Below are 889 nucleotides of genomic sequence, written 5' to 3' on the forward strand. Positions count from 1 at the left end.
TCGTACGAACATTGAATTTACATCTGTAGATAACCATATTCGTTCTATTATTGTCACTTCAGCAGATCCAGGAGACGGGAAAACAACGACTATTTCTAATCTAGCAGTTGTTTTCGGTCAACAAGGGAAAAAAGTATTGTTAATTGGGGCGGACTTACGTAAGCCGACATTACAAAACTTATTTGCGGTTCACAATCCAAATGGTTTAACAAATTTATTATCAGGACAGGCTTCGTTTATGCAATGTATTCAAAAAACAGATATAGATAATGTATATGTCATGCCAGCAGGCCCAATCCCGCCAAACCCAGCAGAACTACTAGGATACCGTAAAATGGATGAAATGCTTCTAGAGGCATATAAGATGTTTGATGTCATTTTAATCGATACACCACCTGTACTAGCCGTTACAGATGCACAAATACTCGCAAATAAATGCGACGGAATTGTATTAGTAGCTCGTAGTGAAAAAACAGAAAAAGATAAACTGATAAAGGCGAAACAAATATTAGATAAAGCATCTGGAAAACTACTTGGCGTCGTTTTAAATGATAAAAAAGAAGAACAAGAACAATATGGATATTATTAGAAAATAATGTGTAAAATAGTAATTTTTAAAGCTGGTAAGTGTTTTTACCAGTTTTTTTGAATTATTTTAAAATTATATATTGAATTATATAAAAAAAATGATATAATGGGAATTTTGTAAAATTGATGGAATGTGTTGTCATATTTAAGATTATTTTGTAAGATTATATATGTTTTCAAATAACAAAAGAACATAGATATGACTAAAATAAAAAAATGTAAGATTATATGTTATAATTTTTCTTATGTGCAAATTTTAGAAAGTTGGAGGGACTTATGGAAGAAACAATTAGTTTAAAAG

Annotated in this window: 1 protein-coding gene; it reads left to right on the plus strand. The window is 30.3% G+C overall.

Annotated elements, in window-relative coordinates; translation table 11 throughout:
* On the plus strand, window positions 1-589 hold a 589-nt coding region (locus AC1DJR_RS31720; protein WP_477004440.1), incomplete at its 5' end, for a CpsD/CapB family tyrosine-protein kinase.
* Between the last annotated feature and the right edge of the window lie 300 nt (window positions 590-889).

It is taken from the genome of Bacillus sp. 05T31 (assembly GCF_056396725.1).